Source organism: Bdellovibrio sp. BIS2, assembly GCF_055398295.1.
In genome coordinates this window covers 3,628,923-3,642,904 of sequence record NZ_AP035879.1, presented here as the reverse complement: position 1 = coordinate 3,642,904, position 13,982 = coordinate 3,628,923, and the positions used below count along the sequence as shown (strand labels likewise).

General features: G+C 50.3%; 17 protein-coding genes. 10 read left to right on the top strand and 7 right to left on the bottom strand.

The annotated features are described in order from the left end of the window. The first annotated feature begins 41 nt into the window (after positions 1-41). The 5 genes from ACZ520_RS17360 to ACZ520_RS17340 all read left to right on the top strand — a co-directional run bounded on the left by ACZ520_RS17360 (position 42) and on the right by ACZ520_RS17340 (position 4,774). Positions 42-1,385, top strand: coding sequence for an MBL fold metallo-hydrolase (locus ACZ520_RS17360; RefSeq protein ID WP_464126752.1), 1,344 nt, complete (start codon positions 42-44; stop codon positions 1,383-1,385). Between the two features lie 60 nt (positions 1,386-1,445). Continuing rightward, positions 1,446-2,411, top strand: coding sequence for a hypothetical protein (locus tag ACZ520_RS17355; RefSeq protein ID WP_464126750.1), 966 nt, complete (start codon positions 1,446-1,448; stop codon positions 2,409-2,411). After that, the gene (locus ACZ520_RS17350; RefSeq protein WP_374031443.1) at positions 2,408-3,220 is read left to right on the top strand and encodes a metallophosphoesterase family protein; all 813 of its coding nucleotides are present in this window, start codon (positions 2,408-2,410) and stop codon (positions 3,218-3,220) included. The genes ACZ520_RS17355 and ACZ520_RS17350 overlap by 4 nt, the downstream gene beginning before the upstream one ends. Next, the gene (locus tag ACZ520_RS17345; protein WP_464126748.1) at positions 3,202-3,738 is read left to right on the top strand and encodes a hypothetical protein; all 537 of its coding nucleotides are present in this window, start codon (positions 3,202-3,204) and stop codon (positions 3,736-3,738) included. The genes ACZ520_RS17350 and ACZ520_RS17345 overlap by 19 nt, the downstream gene beginning before the upstream one ends. A gap of 145 nt (positions 3,739-3,883) precedes the next feature. Then, a complete protein-coding gene (locus ACZ520_RS17340; RefSeq protein ID WP_232468968.1) occupies positions 3,884-4,774 on the top strand; it encodes a DUF6635 family protein in 891 nt (296 codons plus the stop codon). On the opposite strand, the gene ACZ520_RS17335 is transcribed toward ACZ520_RS17340, so the two are convergent. After that, complete coding sequence (locus ACZ520_RS17335; protein ID WP_088563940.1) at positions 4,775-5,185, bottom strand: CoA-binding protein; 411 nt, start codon at positions 5,183-5,185, stop codon at positions 4,775-4,777. A gap of 193 nt (positions 5,186-5,378) precedes the next feature. On the opposite strand from ACZ520_RS17335, the gene ACZ520_RS17330 reads away from it, so the two are divergent. Further along, positions 5,379-5,654, top strand: a complete 276-nt coding sequence (locus ACZ520_RS17330; RefSeq protein ID WP_088563941.1) for a TFIIB-type zinc ribbon-containing protein — start codon at positions 5,379-5,381, stop codon at positions 5,652-5,654. On the opposite strand, the gene ACZ520_RS17325 is transcribed toward ACZ520_RS17330, so the two are convergent. Then, on the bottom strand, positions 5,651-6,841 hold the full coding sequence (locus ACZ520_RS17325) for an MFS transporter (protein ID WP_464126745.1): 1,191 nt from the start codon (positions 6,839-6,841) through the stop codon (positions 5,651-5,653). The two genes, ACZ520_RS17330 and ACZ520_RS17325, sit on opposite strands and share 4 nt — an antisense overlap. Before the next feature lie 197 nt (positions 6,842-7,038). Here ACZ520_RS17325 and dkgB point away from each other — a divergent pair, with 197 nt between their 5' ends. Next, positions 7,039-7,839 carry a 2,5-didehydrogluconate reductase DkgB gene (gene dkgB / locus ACZ520_RS17320; RefSeq protein WP_464126743.1) on the top strand — a complete coding sequence of 267 codons (801 nt, stop codon included), beginning with the start codon at positions 7,039-7,041 and terminating at the stop codon, positions 7,837-7,839. An 18-nt stretch (positions 7,840-7,857) separates the two neighbouring features. Here the strand turns inward: dkgB and ACZ520_RS17315 are convergent, their stop codons facing one another. Continuing rightward, positions 7,858-8,331: an SRPBCC family protein gene (locus ACZ520_RS17315; RefSeq protein ID WP_088563944.1), complete on the bottom strand. Its 474-nt coding sequence runs from the start codon at positions 8,329-8,331 to the stop codon at positions 7,858-7,860. 8 nt (positions 8,332-8,339) lie between these two features. Then, the gene (locus ACZ520_RS17310; RefSeq protein ID WP_374031438.1) at positions 8,340-8,744 is read right to left on the bottom strand and encodes a VOC family protein; all 405 of its coding nucleotides are present in this window, start codon (positions 8,742-8,744) and stop codon (positions 8,340-8,342) included. 106 nt (positions 8,745-8,850) lie between these two features. Between ACZ520_RS17310 and ACZ520_RS17305 the strand changes: the two genes are divergently transcribed. From ACZ520_RS17305 to ACZ520_RS17295, 3 genes are read left to right on the top strand one after another with little or no spacing between them, the layout of a single operon-like run. After that, entirely contained in the window at positions 8,851-9,210 is a 360-nt protein-coding gene (locus ACZ520_RS17305) for a DUF1428 domain-containing protein (protein WP_088563946.1), read from the top strand. 13 nt (positions 9,211-9,223) lie between these two features. Further along, the gene (locus ACZ520_RS17300) at positions 9,224-9,769 is read left to right on the top strand and encodes an SRPBCC family protein (protein WP_088563947.1); all 546 of its coding nucleotides are present in this window, start codon (positions 9,224-9,226) and stop codon (positions 9,767-9,769) included. A gap of 13 nt (positions 9,770-9,782) precedes the next feature. Continuing rightward, complete coding sequence (locus ACZ520_RS17295; RefSeq protein ID WP_088563948.1) at positions 9,783-10,172, top strand: acyltransferase; 390 nt, start codon at positions 9,783-9,785, stop codon at positions 10,170-10,172. On the opposite strand, the gene ACZ520_RS17290 is transcribed toward ACZ520_RS17295, so the two are convergent. From ACZ520_RS17290 to ACZ520_RS17280, 3 genes are read right to left on the bottom strand one after another with little or no spacing between them, the layout of a single operon-like run. Continuing rightward, a complete protein-coding gene (locus ACZ520_RS17290; protein ID WP_464126739.1) occupies positions 10,145-12,214 on the bottom strand; it encodes a hybrid sensor histidine kinase/response regulator in 2,070 nt (689 codons plus the stop codon). The genes ACZ520_RS17295 and ACZ520_RS17290 overlap by 28 nt on opposite strands. Beyond that, positions 12,214-12,684 (bottom strand): response regulator, encoded by a 471-nt coding sequence (locus ACZ520_RS17285; RefSeq protein WP_374031436.1) that lies wholly within the window; start codon positions 12,682-12,684, stop codon positions 12,214-12,216. Before ACZ520_RS17285 ends, ACZ520_RS17290 begins: the two co-directional genes overlap by 1 nt. Then, the gene (locus tag ACZ520_RS17280) at positions 12,668-13,801 is read right to left on the bottom strand and encodes a sensor histidine kinase (protein ID WP_374031435.1); all 1,134 of its coding nucleotides are present in this window, start codon (positions 13,799-13,801) and stop codon (positions 12,668-12,670) included. The genes ACZ520_RS17285 and ACZ520_RS17280 overlap by 17 nt, the downstream gene beginning before the upstream one ends. Positions 13,802-13,982: the final 181 nt, after the last annotated feature.

The following is a 13,982-nucleotide window of genomic DNA, read 5'->3' as shown; positions in this document are numbered from 1 at the left end:
AAACGCGTGGCAAAGGCCCTGGTCTGTAATAGAACACTGCCATGGTGAAAGTTTCCCGAATCCTGCATGCTGGTTACGTCTTTGAGTGCGAGGGCACGCGTGTGGCCTTTGATACGATCTTTGAAAATCCCTTCAGTCGTAATTGCCATGCATTTCCTGCGGTGGAATTTGATAAGGAGCAGATTCGGGATCTGAAATTTTCCGCCGTTTTTATCTCACACTATCATGACGACCACTGTTCTTTGGACAGCTTGAATCTGCTGGATCGAAGCACGCCGATTTACATGTACTGTGTTTTTGACGAGATCTTTGATTGGATTCGACAACTGGGGTTCACGAACGTGAACTCTTTGGCGCTGAATGTGCCGGTCAAGATCGGGGAATTTGAAATCATCCCGCGCCGGGCTTTGGATGCGGATGTGGATTCGTTGTTTCAGATCAAGGCCAAAGGTTTAAACATTCTGAATGTCGTGGATTCCTGGATTGACTACGACACTTTGGATTTGTTGCGTGCCCAAGGTCCCTGGGACCTGATTATGTGGCCTTTTCAGACCATGCGGGAAATTGAAGTCATCGCCCCCAGAAGTGCGGCCCCGTCCGATGGTTTGATCCCAAAAGAATGGGCCGAACAGCTCAAGGCACTTAATCCCCGTTTTGTGATCCCAAGCTCTTGTCAGTTTTCGATGGAAAGCTGGTCTTGGTATAATCATGCCTTTTTCCCTGTGTCCTATGCCGGATTTCAAAAGCAGCTAAAGGACCTTTTGCCACAAGCGCAGGTGGTCCGCTTGAATCCGTCCTGCAGTGTAATACTGAATGGGGAAGGTGTGAGCCCGGCCGCGGCGCTGCCTTGGATAAAACCAGTGGGACCGCAGGATGTTGACTATGACTATCAGCCGAAACTGGTTCCGCCTAAAACCGCAGAAATCGCCAAGCGCTTTCCGGCTCTGACGGCGGAACAATACCGCCGTGTGATTGAATACTGCCAGTCAGACCTTTTGGAAAAGTACCGTTCAATGGTTCCCCCGGAAGATATCTATTTCGAAAATCCTCGTCTTTGGCGACTTTCCGTTTTTGATCACCAAGGTCAGGGTCAGGAGTTCTTGTATCAGGTCCACGGGGCCGAGATCGAAACGCGGACCGCTGCCACCGAAGACATTGGCTGGACGACGGAAGTGTCTCTTTACAAGCTGCATGCGGCTTTGCAGGCAGGCGAGACCCTGACATCCATGTACATGCGGATTAACGATTATGATTTTGCACCCGAACTAAGTTCCGCTGTGGCTGAAGTGGACGTCGTGGAAGATCCGCTGGTGCGCTGCCTGTTCAACGGTGTCTTCGGGGCGTACCAATTGGCACAACTTCGTCGTCTGACAGGATGTCAGTGAACAGAGCTTTAATCCGTTCTATCCATTGACTGATGTTTACAGCAATTCTAAAACTGATATGTGCTTAAACGTCTGATACCCCTTTTTTTGATGCTGGCGCTGCAACCTTGTTGGGGCGCTCCTTTGGGAACGATCCCCACGATTGAAGAAGACAATCTGCGATTGATCTTCGATTTTCGATCGGACCTTTGGTCTTCGCCCTACACCTACAAAGATTCACCCGTGCGAATCGTGGGTGGAGACATCCGAATTCCCATTTATAAAAGCGAAACCTGGAGCGCATCCGCCCGCATATTCGACGAGAACCTTCAGTTGGGCCGGGCCCAGTTCAATCTTGGTGGAGAAAGCATCTTCATTGGAACCGCCCTGCAGAATCAAGGGGCGGGGTTTGGCGTGCGTAAAGTTTTCGCCAGCGGCAGCATGATGAGTGTTTTTGCCTCTTACGCCACGGCCAGTGACGTTCCTTGGGGTGCGCCACGCAATGACTATTTCGACGGGACGATCTCTTACCGAATGGTGACTGGCAACGACTATCACTGGATCTTTGCGGTGAATCAGTCTGACAATCGGGGAATATACAACGGCATGCCTTACCCGTTCATCGGCGTGGTTCAGGATATCTGGCCGGGCTTTCGTTTCAGTCTGGGGCTGCCCTTCCTGATGTTGGAATGGGGAGCCACCGAAGAATGGGTGACTAACTTTAGCCTGACTCCGTTCGGCGTTAAGCTGGCCACCAGTAAGAATCTGGATCATGGCTTTGTCTTCCAGGCAAAGACTGCCCTGACGGTGCGATCGTACATGTTTGACACCCGCAAAGACAGCGCGGACCGCCTGTATTATCAAGAGATCTTTGCCGAAGGGGCCTTGAAAAAGTTCGTGACTCCTCAGACCGGAGTGTCTTTTGCGCTGGGGGCGGCGGTGGATCGGCGGTTGTATGAATCCGAGCGCATTTATGTTCCGAACTCAAAAGTGACCACGATCAAAAATGATTTCTATGGCCGTCTAGGTGTGGAGTTCAGACTATGATGAAGTGGGCATTCTATCTTTCCGCATTTGTCCTGACCAGCTCCTGCGCCCCGTTCGTGGATTCGCCTTTTTCCGACAATCTGCTGCGTCCTGAGCGCAACTTGAACGAAATTGCCATCAGTCGCTTGGGCGATATCGAGGGTGACGGAGTCATTCGTATCGGTGTTTTCTCTGACCCGCATCAGAACTACAAGGCCACCGACAAGATGGCTTATCAGATGAATCAGGCGACCGATCTTGATTTTGTGGCAGGGCTGGGGGATTTCACCAATTCAGCTTATAACCTGGAATACGATGAATTTATCGAAGCCATCGGGCGCCTGGATCAGATCAATATCAATGCGGTGGGAAATCACGATTCCATCGGGGCGGGCCCGGAGCTTTATCGCAAGGCTTTTGGCAAATCGAATTTCTATTTCGAGTCCGCGACTTACAGATATATCTTCTTCAATTCCAACAACCTGGAAAACCCGGCTGAATTCGATCCGCAGTGGCTCAAGGACCGGGTGGATGAAACCGGCAAGAACATCATGATCTTTTCGCATGTGCAGTTGCGCGATAACGAGCGCTATTTCAACGACGATGCCACGATTCTGGGTTATGTGATCGAACACCCCAGAGTGAAGGTGATTTTTAATGGTCACAACCACGTCTATGATCTGTCGAAAGATCACGACACCATCATGATGCAATGTGGGCGTGTTGCAGGGGATGATGGCACCCATTGGCTGACGATCACCGTGCAGGGCGGACAGTTCTGTGTGAAACGTATGGATACAGGAGTCACCACATGCGAAAATATCAAGTAGGTCTTTTCGTGGCGATGTTGCTGCTGGGTCTTTCGGCGCAAGCCGGAGACTGGCGTGCGGTTGTGGAGCGAGCAGGCTTCATGGGTACAGTGGCGGCGGGCTTTAGTTACGAGTGGGAGCCTGAACATGCGGTGGATCTGTCCCTGGGGGCTTACCCGCTGGATGATCAGACCTATTACCAGACAAATTTTGTCTATCGGTATTCCCGCTGGAACAGTCCGGTGGGGGAGGACATGTGGCGGCCGCTGCAGTTTGGCTTCTTCATGGCGTACTCTCTGGATCAGGAGCATTACTTTATGAAGTCCCCGGATAAGTATCCGTATCCGGAATACTATGACTGGACCGCTCTTCGTTATGGACTGGAGTTTGGAACAACTTACACCTTTATGCCCAGCCGAATCGGGCTGGCTTATCGCATTCGTATTTTTGATAATGGGGTGATTGCTTTGTTCAATAATTCCAATCGCGACCTGCAGTATTACGTGTCTTCAGGATTCTCGCTTCAGTATTTGTTTTAGAAGTGGCTGAAAGGTTGACAGATTTTTTGTCTTTCAGCCGGGACGTCCTGTTTAAAAACGAGATTCGCACGCAATGCCACGATCCGGTTGAGAATTAATCCTTTTCACGAATAAAATTTGTCAGAATGGATCCAGGAGATTCCTCATGGATCAAAGAGCCGCGCCAGTTCTGGGCGCCATAGATGACTGCATCGAAAAGTTCGCCGCAGAAAGAAAGCAGCACATTGCCCCCTTCATTGAAAAGCATTTTTCCGTGTCTGAAACAATCCGGATTCAGAAAAGGCATCTGCCTCTGGATCTGCTGTTAAGTCCGGTGAATGCCCTCTGGTCGATTCCCTATCTGATGCTAAAAAAAGCTGTAGAGACTTCCGACAAAATGGGCTGGCCGGCGCTAAATCCTCTGATCGACATTCTTCCGGCAAGTTTTAAAACGGGCTATCAAAAGGACATCGAAAAGCTGATCGCAACAGAGCTTGTGGGTGAAGACATCCTGATGGACTGTCTGCGCAAGGATGCCGTGCTGGGGCCAATGCTGGCGTCGGGGGCGGTTGAGCTGAATCAACGCAAGATCCGCAGTGAAGTGCTGAAAGAGATTGAAAAGTACACCTCCAGTCAGGCCATGATCAATGATATCTGCAGTTCTCTTCTGACTCTGGCGGCAGGATGGATTTATTTCGGAGACAAATCGCTGGGGGTCATGGGAATAGGAAGCAAGATTGCCCGGCAGATGGCCCGCGAAAAGGCGTCGTCGAACTTTTTCCTGGGTGAAAAAGTGGGGTCGGTGTTTTATGGAGTTTTTCCTCCGGCGCCCACAAATACCCAGGTGGTGCTGGCGACTCTGGCGGTGGGAACACTGCTGACGGCCTGCAGTTTGGTGGTCAGTGTTTTGAGTGACCCCGCCCGCAAACGTTTCGGCCTGCATGATAAAAAGCTTCATGCTCTGGTGGACAATCTGGAGGAAAGACTCTTTATTGCCTTAAAAAAAGACCTGAAGAGTCATATCCGCCAGTCTGCCCCCATGAAGCAGGCAAGTTGATCAGAAGTATTTTTTATGTTCGATGATCAGGCAGCGGTTGGAAACGACTTTGAGACCCGCTTTTTCAGCGCGGGCTTCCGCCTCGGGGTTGGTAATCCCCAACTGCAGCCATAACACTTCCACTCCACCAACAGCCAAGGCTTCATCGACGACTTCGTCGATGCGGTCCGAACTGCGAAAGACATCCACAAACTTGCGATACTCCGCCGGAACTTCAGCAAGACTGTTATAGATTTTAAATCCTCCGGCTTCATGTTTTTTGGGGTAAGTTCCCACCATGTCCCAGCCATGGTCACGCATGTAAGCCGGAACATAGTGGCTGGCTTTCGTGGCATCAGGGCTTAGACCATAGACGGAAAATTTTTTGTACTTTTCCAGCAGGGCTTTGAATTCGCTGTCTTTGACATTCATTAGGGCACCTCGGGTTGTATCCATTATGTTCAGCGAGCGACGCTTTAAGTTCAAGCATTCAGAGGGAATTTCGTGCAATAACAGCATGAAATCTCTGTGCGTACTTTGTTTTAATCAAACATCTTGATTAAGTTTATCGATTTTTAAAATGAACTGCCCTGAGCTACATTGGATTTATCAGGAGGCAGAAAATATGAAATGTCCAAACTGTAAAGAACCGAATCTGGTGATCTCTGAACGCAAAGGGATTGAAATTGACTATTGCCCTGAGTGCCGCGGCATCTGGCTGGATCGCGGCGAGCTTGATAAGATCATCGAAAGATCCGCAGAATACGAGGCGGCTCCAAAACGCGAAGAGGTTGTTCAACATCAACAACCCCCTCAATATCAGCAGCAGCATCAGCAGCCCTATCAGTATCAGAAACCTTACAAACGCAGAAAATCATTCCTGGAAGAACTGTTCGACTAGGACTTCTTTTCCGTAAGGAAGTAAGCAAAGGCGAGGGCTGGCATCAGGAACCCCACCCACGATGTCAGCTCCCAGCCGCCACGGGCGTAGGCCCACGCACCCAGTGTAGATCCCACCGCACCTCCCACAAAAATCGTCGCGATAAAGAGTCCGTTCAAACGACTGCGGTATTCCGCATTTAGTGAGAAAATCGCTCTTTGACCCATCACCAGATTGGCGGTGATGCCTGCATCCAGCAGGATTGCGGAAATCACCAGCGCGGCCAATGAAGCCGTAGAACCACCGTCAAAGAAGTGACTTAACAAAAATGAAAAGGCCGAAACCGTCATGGCAATCATGGTCGCTATGCGGCTGTGACCTTTGTCGGCGGCTTTACCGGCAATGGGTGCAATCACCGCTCCGGAAACTCCGACCAATGCAAAGATCGCAATGGCTGACTGGGACAGGTTGAACTTCGGCCCGGCCAGCAGCAGGGGACTTGCGGTCCAGAACAGACAGAATGCTCCAAACATAAAAGCCTGATAGGCGCCACGACGGCGGACCACCGGTGTTTCAACAAACAGTCGTCCCATGGATTTCAGCAGATCAAAATAGTGGATGTTTTTATTCTCGGGATGACGTTCCGGCATCACTTTATAAAGAATGACGGCAAGGACCATCATCAGTGCGGCAGACAGAACAAAAACCGCATGCCACGAAAATAAATCCGTCAGCAGGCTTGAGACCGGACGGGACAGCATAATCCCGATCATCAATCCGCTCATCAGGCTGCCAACGACCTGGCCTCGTTTTACTTCCGGGGCAAAGTGCGCCGTGTAGGGCACAAGAATTTGCACGGTCGAAGCCCCAAGTCCAGTGGCGAACGCGGCGATAAAATAAGGCGTCAGTTGCGAGGCAAACGCCAGGCCCAGAACACCCAGTACTGCAATCCCAATCATGGTCAGAACCAGACGGCGATTTTCGATGATGTCACCCAAAGGCACAATCAGCAAAACTCCCAGTCCATATCCGATCTGAGTAAGGGTCACGACAAGACCGGCAGCGCTGGGATCCAGTCCCAAAGCCTGACTGATCATGGCGGTGATGGGTTGAGCATAATATAAGTTGGCAACAATGATTCCGACGGCAGCCATCAGAAGCAGGACCAACCCGCGAGTTAAAGTCGGGTGTACAGTGTCCGTTTTCATATTTCCGAAGCTACGCCTGTCTATGCGATTGCGCAAGGTCAGTGATGAAAGCCGACTTGCACTCGGTATTCACTAAGGATTGCTAAATGGATTATTGATTTCAAGTCAAAGATCAATTGCGGTTTTATGTCTGAATCAGCAACAGTGAAAATGTTAGATTAGCCTTATCAAAACGTATCTTTGATGAGGAGAACTCTATGAAAATGCCACAAATCGGACTTGGAACCTTTCGTTTAAAAGGCGCTGACGCCGAAAACTCAGTAAGAATGGGACTGGAGCTGGGCTATCGCCATATCGACACGGCTCAGATCTATGACAATGAAACCGAAGTGGGGAAGGTGCTGACTGGAAGCGGGATGCCCCGCGCAGACGTGTTTTTGACCACCAAAATCTGGACAGAGAATCTGTCCAAAGCAAGTCTGATTCCAAGCTTGAAGGAAAGTCTTCAGAAGCTGCAAACCGACTATGTGGATTTGGTGTTGATTCACTGGCCATCTCCGGAAGGAAAAGTTCCCTTGGCCGAGACTTTGGAGGCCCTGATGCAGGCAAAGTCCCTGGGGTTGAGCAAAGAGATCGGGGTTTCCAACTTCCCGATCAGTGAAATGAAGAAAGCTGTTGAAATTGTCGGGGCCAAGAACATATTCACCAATCAGATCGAGGTTCATCCGTATCTGCAAAACCGAAAGCTGGTTGATTACCTGCAGTCGGTGGGTGTGACCGTAACGGCCTATATGCCGCTGGCTTATGGGAAAGTCATGAAAGATGAAACACTGCTGAAGATCGCAAGCCGACATGGAGTGACACCGGCGGATGTGGTTTTGTCCTGGCTGATGGATCAGGAAATGGTGGTCATTCCTTCTTCGACCAAGAAACAGAATCTGCAGAAAAATCTGCAGGCACGCCGGGGGCTTTTGACTGCGGAAGAAAAAGAACTGATTGCCAACCTGAACTCGGGGGAACGACTGGCGAATCCGGCTTTTGCGCCGGCGTGGGATTAATGCGGGTTCTTGCCTCGCTTACATGATCCGCAAAAGATCTTCCAGGCGGTTGTAGCTTTCGCTAAGTCCGCGGTGCATGCCTGACTGTAAAACCATATCTCGCGCAGTTTTGGATTCGTAGCGCAAGACCACCGTGTGCAGCGTGGTTTTGCCGTCTTCGGTCAGCGAAAGGTCATTCAGGCCCTCACCCGGATACCAGGGCTCATCGAAGAGCTCGGTGGTTTGCAGATGGTCGGGGCGGTGAATCTCTTTTACCACTCCGTGCATTCCCATTTCGCGGCCGTCCTCGTGGCGCCACAAATAGTGGTATTGACCTCCGGGATGGGGATCCAGAGTGCAAACGGGCAGGGTCCATCCTTCCGGGCCCAGCAGCCAGCGTTTCAAATATTCCGGTTTCGTGTAGGCATCAAAGATTTTTTCTTTAGAGGCTTTGAATGTGCGGGTGATGACGATATTGCGGTCACCTGCGGGTACGACTTTTAAATCGTTCATGCGTCCTCCTACTTTGGCGGCTCTTCTCCAGAATAGCTGACAATCTCCCAGACATGTCCGTCCAGATCCTCAAAACTGCGGCTGTACATAAAACCATAGTCCGTGGGCGGGCGTGGGGACAGGCCTCCGGCTTTTTTGGCTTTGTCGATCAGCGCTTCCACCTGCTCTTTTGAATCGACGGAAAAGCAGGTAATGACTTCAATGTTCTTACGGGCATCCATGATGGTTTTGTCGGTGAAAGTCTGGAAGAAGTTTTCATCCAGAAGCATGGCGAAGATATCTTTTCCCATGACCATGCAGGCGGCGCTGTCGTTGGTGAACTTCATGTTGTATTCAAAACCCAGCTTGCTGAAGAACTCCATGGATCTTTTCAGATTCTTGACAGGAAGATTCACGTAGATTTGATTAACCATGCATTTCTCCTTCCAGAACGGGCCTGGTTCCATATATTGTTATTAACGTGGCAATAAGTCTCAAGTGACGATGAAGGAATACATAGAAACATAACGGAGGAATCATATGGCAAAATACGTAGATGGATTTGTACTGACTGTTCCCAAGAAAAACATGGCACAGTATCGCAAGATGGCGATGCAGGCCTCAAAAATCTTTTTGAAGTACGGGGCGCTGGAATACAAAGAATGTGTCGGCGATGACATGAATATCGAATGGGCGCTGCCGTTTCCTAAGCTGACCAAGGCAAAATCCGATGAAGTGATTGTGTTTTCATGGATCACCTACAAATCCCGTGCGGCTCGGGACCGTGCGAACAAGGCCATGATGAATGATCCGAAGATGAAGGACATGCAGCCGGATAAAATGCCATTTGATATGAAGCGCATGGCCTACGGCGGCTTCAAAACGATCGTGGATAAATAGGTTCGGAAAGTCTATGAAAACATTTGGAATAATAGTTGGTTCCCTGGTGGCATTGATTCTGGTGCTGGGACTTCTGGCACCCAAGGACTTTAAGGTCAGCCGTGACATCATTATCGATAGGCCCCAGTCTGAAGTTTACGCCTATGTGAAACAACTGAAGAATCAGAACCTGTGGAATGCCTGGTTTCTGAAAGACCCCAAAGTGAAGATGGAGTACCAAGGCGAGGACGGGACCATCGGTTTTGTCGCTTCCTGGGAAAGCGCGATGAAAGAGGTCGGAGTGGGTGAGCAGGAGATCAAAGGTCTTTCTGAAAACACTCGCGTGGACACCGAGATCCGTTTTAAGATCCCGATGGAAGCCAGCTTTGATTCTTACGTGACCACGGAGGCTGTGGACGCTGGTCAGACCCGCGTCACCATGGGAATGCATGATGAGATGTCCATCCCCATGAATGTGATGAGCTTCCTGTTTAACAAGATTTTTGGCGGCGAAGACCATATCATCCGGGACATGGATCAGAGTCTGATAAATTTGAAAACACAGCTTGAGCAGAAATAAGGAGAGAGAGTTTATGCGATCTAAATTGGCAACAGGTTCCCGTTATTTACTGGGTTTGATTTACTTTGTTTTTGGATTGAACGGCTTTTTGCAGTTCATTCCGGCACCACCGACAATGCCAGAAGGGGCGATGGCCTTTATGGGGGGGATGATGGCGGCGCCTTATTTCTTCCCGGTATTGAAAGGCACGGAAGTGATCTGTGGAGCTTTGCTGCTGAGTGGATTTGCGGTCCCGCTGGCGTTGGTGATTCTGGCGCCAATCACTTTGCAGATTTTCCTTTTCCATTCCTTCCTTACGCCGGGTCTTGAGAATGTCATCATGCCTGTGGTGATGATAGCCCTGCATGTACTGGCAGCCACTGGATACTGGAATCTTTATAAGCCATTGTTTAAAAGAGGCTGAGGTCGTGGCGGGCTTTTTCCCGTCAGGCGCAGCACTTCTTTGACAATGCTTTTGATCGGACTGGGTTTGCTTAAATGCTGCTGGAAACCGGATTCCAGCGCTTTGCGAATGTCTTCGGTGCTGGTATACGCCGACAGGGCAATTGCCGGCAGGTGACGGTTTCGCGGGCCTTCCCAGTCCCGCAATGCCCGAATCAGTTCATATCCGTCCATCTCAGGCATGCCAATATCTGAAATCAGAATATCAAACTGACCTTCTTTTAACTGAGCCAAGGCTTGTTTCGGTAAAGACGTGTCAGTCACCAGAGCCCCTTCCCGCTGCAGCAGGCGTTTGATCAGCACCAACGTGTCCTCTGAGTCGTCCACCAAAAACACCCGCAGCCCCGACAATGATCCTTTTGCATCTTCGTCGATGAATTGCAGCTTTTCGGTGTTTCCACTTAAGTTCATTGCCGGAGCCTGCGTGGCTTCCATCGAAACCAGCGGCAACTGGAACCTGAAGGTCGCACCCCGGTTTTTTCCACCACTGCTGACTTCGATGCTGCCGCCGTGAAGTTCGGTCATATGTTTTGCAATCGAAAGGCCCAATCCCAGTCCCATGCGCTTGCGATTCATGCCGGAATCCTCCTGCCAGAACTTTTCAAACATATAGGGAAGATTTTCCGGTTCAATGCCCTGACCTGAGTCCTTCACTGAAACACTGAATTGCGAGTCGTACTTTTGGCAATCCACGTGAATATGACCGCCATGAGGTGTGAACTTGATGGCGTTGGAAAGAAGATTCCACAGGATCTGGCGGAATCGATCCGGATCGACCACGGCAGGCGTTGCGGCTTCGCTGCAGGTGAATTGCAGTGAGATGCCCTTGGCATTGGCGGCGGTTTCAAGGGATTCCATCACGGATTGAATCAGCTCCTGTACAATCACTTTCTTCAGGCTTAATTTGGTCTTCCCGGTGGTGATGCGAGAAATTTCCAGCGTGTCGGAAACCAGGCGTATTTCGTGATTCAGATTTCGCTCAATGGCGTCCAGCGCATCGTGATATTCCCGTGACAGGGGATCTGAGCCTTTTAAAAGATCCAGGCCCCCTTTGATGATGTTCAGCGGGGTGCGCAGTTCATGGGACAGGGTCGCCAGAAAGTCATCTTTCTTTCTGTGGGCAGTGTGAAGCTGCTGAATCCGCTCTTCCAGCTCTTTGTGAAGGGCATTGCGGCTCATGGCGATGGAAAGAGTGTTCACCAGGGACTGGACGAAACGCACTTCCTCTTCGGAAAAGTGGCGGATGGACCTGTTCATCAGTAAAAGCAGGCCAAACTTCTGGTCTTTCTCAAGTCCCTGCACTGGAACAATCAGGCAGGAGTTAAAGCCCTCTTCCCGCAGGTCCCGTGCAGAAGATAGCTTCATCGCCAGATCTCCATCCAGCAAAAGTTTCGGCGTGCGCAGATTCCAAAAGCTGGACCGGGCGAATTCTTCTGACATTTTTTCTGAATCACGACGGATCATTTCGACAGCGGAAAGTTTCAGGCACTTCAGGGCGCTTTGCCTTAAGTGTTCGATCATCTGCTCGGGATAGACCTCGGTCATGACAAATTTGGAAAAATCAAAAAGAGTCTGCATCTGCTCGAACTGCTGTCGCATCAGCACTTCGGCGGATTTTCTTTCAATGGCGGCATAGATTCCGCGCACCATTGCTTCGGATGTCAGTTCCGACTTGCAAAGATAGTCCTGGGCACCTTCATGGACTTTTCTAAGGGCGAATTCCCGGTCTTCCAAGGCAGACAGGATGATGATTGGGGCATCCGGCAAAATGGCCTGCATACGGGGCAGGGTTTCATCCAGGTCACTGTCCGGCAAACGCAGGTCCAGCAACACCAAGTCATATCTTTTGGTGTCTATCAGTTGAAGAGCGGTCTTTAGCATCGCGGCGCGATCCAGGGTGATTTCGGGAACGTCCTTCACACGGCGAATATAGCGCGAAATGATGAAGGCGTGTTCATCGTTGTCCTCCACCAGCAGAATATTCAGTGGCTTCAGGGGTGACATCACGGCTCCTTTTCGGCCTCGGGCTTGGAAATATTGCGATTCCAAACGCCCCAATAGGTGGCCATGCTTTCCACCATTTTCTTAAGATCATCGGCTTGCAATGGCTTTACCAGATAACTATTGGCGTGCAGATCGTAGGCTTTCATTTTGTCGACTTCTGCATCTGAAGTGGTCAGCACGATGATGGGAATTTTGCGAAGCCGGGCGTCGTCTTTCACCTCGGAAAGAACTTCGTGTCCGTCAAGGCGGGGTAATTTCAGATCCAGCAGGATGATGTCCGGCTTTTCCCGGTCCTCATAGGGGGTCAGGCCGCGCAGATACTGAAGTGCCTGCACGCCGTCGCTGACGCGGTCCACTTTGTGGACGAAGGATTCTTTCTTCAGGTTTCTCATGACAATCAGGGCGTGATCATCGTTGTCTTCCACCAGAAGAATTCTTAAAGGGTGTTTGGCATCATGACTTGGCTGCATCGAAGACTCCTCGCTCGGTGAAGAATTTTGGGAAGGCCAGCCAGAATGTGGCTCCTTCATTTTCCCGCGATTCCACCCAGGCGCGCCCACCGTGCAGTTGCATGATTCTTTGCACGATAGCCAGCCCCACGCCTGTTCCTTCTTTCGAGTTGTCCAGACGCTGAAACAGTCCAAATATTTTGCGATGATAGGCCGGGGCAATCCCCGGGCCGTTGTCCTTCACGCCCACCATCATTTCCGTGGGCGCATCCTTCGTCAGGATTTGGATTTGCGGATTGGGATTGTCGGTTCCGTATTTCAGGGCATTGGTGATCAGATTCTCCATCACCTGATACAGGCGGCGGCGGTCGCCGATCACTTTCGGGAGTTCGACGGGAACCTGCACATCTATTTTGCGGTCGCTGAAGCGGTTTGAGAAGTTTTCCAGAATTTCATTCAGGATGTCATTCATGCTGACGTCACTTAGGTTCAGTTCCATGCGGCCGGCTCGGCTTAATTGCAGCAGATCGTTGATAAGTTCCTGCATGCGCTTGTGGGCTTTTTCCAGACGGTCGATGGAATCAGCGACATCATCCATGTTGCCGCTTTTAATATCTTCTTTGATGAATTCAATGAATGAAGAACTGGTCACCAGGGGTGATTTCAAGTCATGGGAAACCGTGTATACGAATTGTTCCATCTCCTGATTCTTCTGCTGAAGCTCATCATAGGCGTGTTTCAGACGGGTTTCGATCGTCTTTCTTTCCGTGATGTCGACGATGGAAGCAATCGCATAGTTGCTGTTGTCGATAGTAATGTGGTTCAGTCCGATTTCCACCGGAATTTCTTTACCATCCTTGCAAAGTCCGCTGAGATCACGCCCCGCCCCCATCTGGCGTTTGGCCGGGTTTTGCATGAAGCTTTCGCGATGTTTGGGATGGTTGTGCCGCGACCCCATCGGTACCAGTCGTTCTATCGCCGAACCCTTGAGTTCGCCGGGATTGTATCCGAACATTTTTTCCATCTCTGCGTTGCACAGGACGATGAATCCGGCTTTGTTCACCATGACGATTCCTGTGGGCAAAGACTCGATGATGGTTTTAAACCGGTTCTCATGCTCGAAGGCTACAGTTTCCACACATCCCCCTTTATTCCTAAGCACAATTTCAGTTTGTTTAGGCAAAAATGCGGACGCAATATGTTTAATCACAAGTGTGTTTTCACAGTGGATTTTTCTTTAGCACTACTTAGTGGTTCATTTTAGCAAAGCACGCGAATCAACTTTCTCTTTCGTTTAATTTCGCTACCTTCTGGCTGTG

Bases quoted from the DNA above. Each gene is read 5' to 3' on its own strand.
- ACZ520_RS17360 (WP_464126752.1), top strand. From the start codon at position 42: ATGGTGAAAGTTTCCCGAATCCTGCATGCTGGTTACGTCTTTGAGTGC.
- ACZ520_RS17350 (WP_374031443.1), top strand. From the start codon at position 2,408: ATGATGAAGTGGGCATTCTATCTTTCCGCATTTGTCCTGACCAGCTCC.
- ACZ520_RS17345 (WP_464126748.1), top strand. From the start codon at position 3,202: ATGCGAAAATATCAAGTAGGTCTTTTCGTGGCGATGTTGCTGCTGGGT.
- ACZ520_RS17340 (WP_232468968.1), top strand. From the start codon at position 3,884: ATGGATCAAAGAGCCGCGCCAGTTCTGGGCGCCATAGATGACTGCATC.
- ACZ520_RS17335 (WP_088563940.1), bottom strand. From the start codon at position 5,185: ATGAATGTCAAAGACAGCGAATTCAAAGCCCTGCTGGAAAAGTACAAA.
- ACZ520_RS17330 (WP_088563941.1), top strand. From the start codon at position 5,379: ATGAAATGTCCAAACTGTAAAGAACCGAATCTGGTGATCTCTGAACGC.
- ACZ520_RS17325 (WP_464126745.1), bottom strand. From the start codon at position 6,841: ATGAAAACGGACACTGTACACCCGACTTTAACTCGCGGGTTGGTCCTG.
- dkgB (WP_464126743.1), top strand. From the start codon at position 7,039: ATGAAAATGCCACAAATCGGACTTGGAACCTTTCGTTTAAAAGGCGCT.
- ACZ520_RS17315 (WP_088563944.1), bottom strand. From the start codon at position 8,331: ATGAACGATTTAAAAGTCGTACCCGCAGGTGACCGCAATATCGTCATC.
- ACZ520_RS17310 (WP_374031438.1), bottom strand. From the start codon at position 8,744: ATGGTTAATCAAATCTACGTGAATCTTCCTGTCAAGAATCTGAAAAGA.
- ACZ520_RS17305 (WP_088563946.1), top strand. From the start codon at position 8,851: ATGGCAAAATACGTAGATGGATTTGTACTGACTGTTCCCAAGAAAAAC.
- ACZ520_RS17300 (WP_088563947.1), top strand. From the start codon at position 9,224: ATGAAAACATTTGGAATAATAGTTGGTTCCCTGGTGGCATTGATTCTG.
- ACZ520_RS17295 (WP_088563948.1), top strand. From the start codon at position 9,783: ATGCGATCTAAATTGGCAACAGGTTCCCGTTATTTACTGGGTTTGATT.
- ACZ520_RS17290 (WP_464126739.1), bottom strand. From the start codon at position 12,214: ATGTCACCCCTGAAGCCACTGAATATTCTGCTGGTGGAGGACAACGAT.
- ACZ520_RS17285 (WP_374031436.1), bottom strand. From the start codon at position 12,684: ATGCAGCCAAGTCATGATGCCAAACACCCTTTAAGAATTCTTCTGGTG.